Origin of the sequence: Citrobacter sp. (assembly GCF_050252275.1) — a bacterium.
GTDB lineage: Bacteria > Pseudomonadota > Gammaproteobacteria > Enterobacterales > Enterobacteriaceae > Citrobacter_A > Citrobacter_A amalonaticus.
Map to the genome: position 1 here is coordinate 1 of NZ_JBFWLF010000314.1, position 5,199 is coordinate 5,199.

Below are 5,199 nucleotides of genomic sequence, written 5' to 3' on the forward strand. Positions count from 1 at the left end.
CAAGACTCTTCTGTGGGTTGCGATAAAATATTTCTTTTACTACAGCCTGACCAATAGAACCAGCACCACCAAGAACAAGGAAGCGTGATTCGGAAACAATTTTTTTTAATTCTTTTTCATTTTCAGAAATATCATCACTGAATAGTTCTTTATTACGCCCAATTAATTGGAGAATATTATTCATTTCTAAATCCAGTTTATTACTCGTTATATTCCGGTTAAAAGAATTTCAGTCAAAAAAATGCATGACTGTAATCGTTTTCTATATAAAATGATATTCTTAAAAAACCGGAGGAAAACCTTCGGTTATTAATTTGCATTAGACCAGAAGATTAACACGCTACCGCCCCTGGCTTTACAGCTACCAGTGCACTGCGTACTCTCACAGACGTGATGAACTCTGCTTTCTCTGCCGCAAAGCCCCAAAACTCAAACCCTAATTGTCTTACCAATTGATGTCAGAAACAAGAAGAAATCTTATAAAAAGCGGTGCTAAATTTTGTAGTTAACCCAATGAAATCATAAATATTTTTCGAAAATGAAAAAACGGTAGCAACATTCCGGGCATATCTGCATCACCGCGTCGAATGTTAACTACCGTTATGTTTTTTTACGATCTGACGGACCGTCGATTCTTTAAACTTACTCGCTAAGCAACTTCTCAATACCTTTACGGAACTTAGGTCCTTCTTTCAGATTGCGCAGTCCGTACTTCACAAACGCCTGCATGTAGCCCAATTTTTTACCGCAGTCGTAGCTGTCGCCGGTCATTAGCATGGCGTCAACAGACTGTTTTTTCGCCAGTGCTGCAATTGCATCGGTCAACTGGATACGGCCCCAGGCGCCCGGTTCGGTTCTTTCGAGTTCGGCCCAGATATCCGCTGAGAGGACATAACGCCCTACCGCCATCAGATCGGAATCCAGCGTTTGCGGCTGATCCGGTTTCTCAATAAACTCAACAATGCGACTCACCTTGCCTTCATTATCCAGCGGATCTTTCGTCTGGATGACGGAGTACTCGGAAAGGTCACCCGGCATACGTTTCGCCAGCACCTGGCTACGTCCGGTTTCTTCAAAACGCGCAACCATCGCGGCGAGATTATAACGCAGCGGATCGGCACTGGCGGTATCAATAACGATATCAGGCAATACCACCACAAAAGGATTATCGCCAATCGCCGGACGCGCGCAAAGAATGGAGTGACCCAGCCCCAGCGGCTGCGCCTGGCGCACGTTCATAATGGTCACGCCCGGAGGACAAATGGACTGCACTTCCGCCAGCAACTGACGCTTCACACGTTGCTCAAGGAGTGACTCAAGTTCATAAGAGGTGTCGAAATGGTTCTCAACGGCGTTTTTAGACGCGTGTGTGACCAGGAGGATTTCTTTGATCCCTGCAGCTACGATTTCGTCAACGATATACTGAATCATGGGTTTGTCGACGATCGGTAGCATCTCTTTGGGAATTGCCTTGGTGGCAGGCAACATGTGCATACCCAGACCCGCTACCGGTATAACTGCTTTCAAATTACTCATTATTTCATCCACCTGTAAAATGGTTGCTGAATTATAGCCTTTTGACTCGTTTTAGCCAGCATGAATTAGTTAGAGGAAATCATCGCTGCTTTGTCACTGATGCTACGCCGGTCACTGATAAATTGCAGTAGCCATAATCTTAAGTATGGACCGATTTCGCCAGGAATGGTCGCAAATTCACCCCCTCCCCTCCGGTAAGCGGAAGTTGATCGCATCAACGTTCACCACATGATGGTTTATGCGGTCTATATCCACTGAGCTTTGCCCCTTCTCATTCACCGCATGTACGTTTGCCAACGACAGCAGCGTGTCCTCTTTCGCCATAAACTTGCCGCGCACATCTTTGCGCAGATCAAAGTGCATCTTCAGCGCCGGGCCGATTGCTGACGCCTGCATCACTCTGATGTTGCGCAGAAAAAGATGCTGCGGCTGATTATGCAACTCCAGCGTCGCGCGTTTCATCTCGATATTAGTCAGTGCAACGAAGGAGGTGGCATTACCCGACGAAATTTGAATACCGCGCAATTTATATTCAAGCTGCGTGTTATCAAGGGAGATATGGTTGAGTTTGAAATTTTGCGGGATGGAGAGATATTTCCCTTTGACCACGCCATAGCCAATGAGCATCCCGGCACTGTTAACCATATCGACATTATCAATCACAAAATTATCGCAACCGTAAATGGCAACCGTCGCATTGTCGATGCCGGCCTTCTTGCTGAAATCCGGGGTGATGTTCTTCGCCTTCACATTGCGAATCACAAAATGTTTGCCGTTCTCGACATGCACCAGTTGCCGACAATCTGATCCGGTAATGTTGGCGACCACAAAATTTTTAACCGTCTGCTGCTCCGGATAGGTGTTGTCGTAGGTGCTCCCCGCAAGCCCAATGCCAATCCCCCAGTTAATCTTGCCGTTGGTACAGTTGATCCGTTCAATGACGTGGTCAGAAATCAGGATATTGCGATCGTTAATAGCGACATTCCATTCAATGGCGTCGCCCTGTAAGTCGCTGAAACGACAGTGGGTAATACGCGCGCCATCGACCTGATTGTGGAATCCCTGACGCAGAATCGCATAGTTGGCCTGGGTCACGGTGAGATTATCGATGACCAGATTGCGCATCACGCGCGGCTTTTTCCCGCCGATATAAATTTGCGTCACCGGCCCGAAACCACTCATCGTAAGATCGGTAATCGCGCAGTCGGAACCGCGAACATCCAGCGTAATATTGTGCAGGCTCCCCCCCTTCTCGCCAGTGACCTGACATCCCTCCTGCAACACAAAGCGACCACGCCCATTACCGCTCAGGCGGCCCAGCACATGCAGCGTTTTTCCCGGCGGGATAAAAATGCCGGTATTGATGTTCTCGCACACCAGTCCCGCTGGCACCACCACAGTCTCTGCGTCGCTGAAGGCCTGTCGAAAGGAGGCAATCCAGTCTTTCGCATTGTAATCCTGAATATTGACGGTTTTGCGGGACGCAACGGCGCGGGCAAAAGGTGAATGGAGGACAGGAAGTACGGCAAGCGCGGAGCTTGCCGTCAGGAAGGTACGTCGGGAGAGTGTTTTCTCTGGCATACAACCTCGGTTTACATCGTTTGCAGCAGGCTGGCCAACTGACGATTGATCACCTGCTGATTAAAATCATGTTCAACTTTTTCACGCGCGCGCTGGATGATGGGTTCCAGCGTCTGGTGATCAAGTTGGCTGAACAACGCGAGCTGTTGCGCCAGCGCATGGGCGTCGTTTTCCGGTACCAGCCAGCCGGATTCCCCGGCATCCACCAGCTCAGGGATCCCACTGTGAACGGTAGAGACCACCGGGATCCCCACCGCCATCGCTTCCATCAACGCAACGGGAATGCCTTCCATGTCGCCATCCGTGCCGGTAATCGACGGCAACAGAAAGACATCCGCGTTATCCAGCATCGTTTTCACTTCATGGCTGGGCTTAAATCCCGGCATCTCAATCACATCATCGAGCTGATACTGCTCAATCAACGTGCGCAATCGCCGCTCCCAGGGACCCATACCCAGAATGCGATAACGAAACGCCACCCCCTGCTCCTTCAACTGGCGGCAGGCCTCTATCGCCACATGCAGTCCTTTTTTCTCAGTCAGTCGCGCAACAGAGATAATCTCCAGCGGCGTACCGGGTGCTTTCACTGGCCGGTGCGTAAAGCGCGTCATATCCACGCCCATCCGTGAAACGGCAATCTTCTCCGGCGGACAGCCCATGCTTTTCAGCCTTCCAGCCCAGAGATCGCTAATCGGCAACATCAGATCGCCACGACGGAACAGTTGCTGGTACTCCGGCGTGTAATGGTTAAGAACTTCCCGACTGGAAATATCAATACCGTGAAAAATCGTCGCAATCTTGCCCTGAATAACGCCCAGCTCACGCAGCTTCGCCGCCGTTACGCCCGCCGGACCAAAGTGGGCGATAAAGACATCCGCACGCAGGGGTTGACTTATCTGCGCACAGATTGATGAGAGGATCAGGTTACGTGATTCATCGCCGTAGCGAGAGAAGTTGAGCGATTTCCACGTCGTCGCCCGGTGCAGTCCTGACAGCGTTTTCACTGCCCGAGTGCGCAGCTTTGCCAGACGTCCCGGCGGCTCGTCCTGTAGCCAGCGCGTTCTGGCCGCCAGGCCATATTTTTCCCAGGCGGCATGCGTATTTTGCGTGTCACCTTTTTGCAGGGCGACAATCTCAACGTCAAAACCCATGTCGATAAACGCGGTAATCTGGTTGAGGACGAAGGTTTCCGACGACAGCGGAAATTTCAGTAGAAAAAAGCTGACCTTCATTTCCCCTCCCCGATGCGCGTTAACACCGACTCCACCATACGGTATCCCTGTTCACGCTCGCGACGCACCGCCTGCGCAAGACGCTCATTGATCTGCGGCAACTGTCCGAGCGTATCCGCCACCATCGCTTGCAGACTGTCATCCAGCAGATGACGGATATCTATCGCCATCTCCGGCATCCCCAGTTGCTGCATGATGCCCGCCGATTTGTGCTCGTAATTAATCGCAATAGCAGGCGTCGCGAAGTTCATCGAGATAATGGCGGAATGCAGGCGTGTGCCAACCGTCAGGTCGCATGCGCCGAGGATCTTGCCCATCTCCAGATCATTGAGTTCATCCATCACCACGTGGTAACGCGTCGGGTCGCTGACGTACTGACGCAGATTCAGCGCCACCATGCGGTCATCTTTGTTATAGCTGTCAATGCCGGTACAGGTAGACAGTGCGATAACCTGATAGCCCTCATCCAGAATGCGGTTGACCACACCGGCGAAGGCCTTCTCATAAGCCTCCTGCGTGGTGCCCAGGCGTTTATCAAACGGAGCCAGTTCTCGCAGAGTAATTGCCACCGTTTTCTGCTGCGCCGCTACGCTCAGCCAGTGTTGAACGGCATAGCCCGGCGTAAAATCTTCATCGTGATGATCCACCAGCCAGGCGGTATCCACGCCGTGTTCCACTTTTTCAGTGGTGATGTCACTGCGTTTCATCAGCTCCAGGCTGACCGACTCCCGCAGGATCAGTGCATCACAGTGGCCGAAAACATAGTTGGCCAGTTGATTAAATTGCGGATCCTGGAACGGACCGACGCTGTGACCGACCATGTACAGTGGTTTTTTCGCCATAAAGGTAC

Annotated in this window: 4 protein-coding genes and 1 pseudogene; all 5 read right to left on the reverse strand. The window is 51.1% G+C overall.

The window, feature by feature from the left end:
- Window positions 1–184 (reverse strand): annotated as a pseudogene (locus AB7E14_RS20290) (UDP-N-acetylglucosamine 4,6-dehydratase); the annotation flags it as partial.
- A gap of 458 nt (window positions 185–642) precedes the next feature.
- The gene (gene galF / locus AB7E14_RS20295; protein WP_044266075.1) at window positions 643–1,536 is read right to left on the reverse strand and encodes a UTP--glucose-1-phosphate uridylyltransferase GalF; all 894 of its coding nucleotides are present in this window, start codon (window positions 1,534–1,536) and stop codon (window positions 643–645) included.
- A 177-nt stretch (window positions 1,537–1,713) separates the two neighbouring features.
- Window positions 1,714–3,117, reverse strand: coding sequence for a colanic acid biosynthesis protein WcaM (gene wcaM / locus AB7E14_RS20300; protein ID WP_407163271.1), 1,404 nt, complete (start codon window positions 3,115–3,117; stop codon window positions 1,714–1,716).
- 11 nt (window positions 3,118–3,128) lie between these two features.
- On the reverse strand, window positions 3,129–4,349 hold the full coding sequence (gene wcaL / locus AB7E14_RS20305) for a colanic acid biosynthesis glycosyltransferase WcaL (protein ID WP_043000196.1): 1,221 nt from the start codon (window positions 4,347–4,349) through the stop codon (window positions 3,129–3,131).
- Window positions 4,346–5,199 (reverse strand): colanic acid biosynthesis pyruvyl transferase WcaK (gene wcaK / locus AB7E14_RS20310; RefSeq protein ID WP_428169860.1); only part of this gene is annotated, 854 nt, incomplete at its 5' end. The genes wcaK and wcaL, both read right to left, overlap by 4 nt.